This is a genomic window from Bradyrhizobium sp. TM233 (assembly GCF_036247965.1).
GTDB lineage: Bacteria > Pseudomonadota > Alphaproteobacteria > Rhizobiales > Xanthobacteraceae > Bradyrhizobium > Bradyrhizobium ottawaense.
This window is the reverse complement of the sequence record NZ_BTIG01000088.1, coordinates 1-561: the sequence shown is the minus strand read 5'-3', so window position 1 is coordinate 561 and position 561 is coordinate 1. Positions and strand designations below refer to the sequence as shown.

At 44.7% G+C, this 561-nt stretch carries 1 protein-coding gene; it reads left to right on the top strand.

Annotated features, from left to right (window positions below; genetic code table 11):
• The first annotated feature begins 57 nt into the window (after window positions 1-57).
• Window positions 58-450, top strand: a complete 393-nt coding sequence (locus tag AABA86_RS33665; RefSeq protein WP_338309804.1) for a hypothetical protein — start codon at window positions 58-60, stop codon at window positions 448-450.
• Window positions 451-561 lie beyond the last annotated feature (111 nt).

Genomic DNA, 561 nt, shown 5'->3' with positions numbered 1-561 from the left:
AAGCGTTGGAGAGAAAGGTAAGCTTCACACCTCGAACAATTTTCAGTAGTGAAAAAAATGGCAGCATACATCGTAGCACTAGAAGAGTTGAGGAAGAAGGCCTTCGAGGAGGACTTGTTCCTGAACATCAGGCATCCAGAGGGTACAACGACCATCTCGGAGCTAACACGGACACTGCTGGAAGAGGACCTGCGTCCAGAGTTGGAGAGAGACCTGAAGGAATTTCTTGCCTTCGTGGAGGAAGTGCAGGAACTCAGCCGGCTTGAATTCAAGCTGCTGGAAGAGAACGAGAGTTTGGAAGAGAAGCTCAAGACTTCAGAAGAGATTCTGGAGATGGATGAGCTAAAGATCAGGCTCAGCAACATTCAGCATGAACTGGAGCGTCTGGAGAAGGATAGGTCAGAGCAGCGCCAGGAGTGCAGAAGAATGAGGAGGGATCCTCCATTCTAGGTTTTTAGGAAAAAGAAAAAAATGTATGATGTAAACGCAGTTTATTATGAATAAAAAAATTTTGCAAACATAATGTCAGATATATATATGCATAGATAATCACGAACGAGC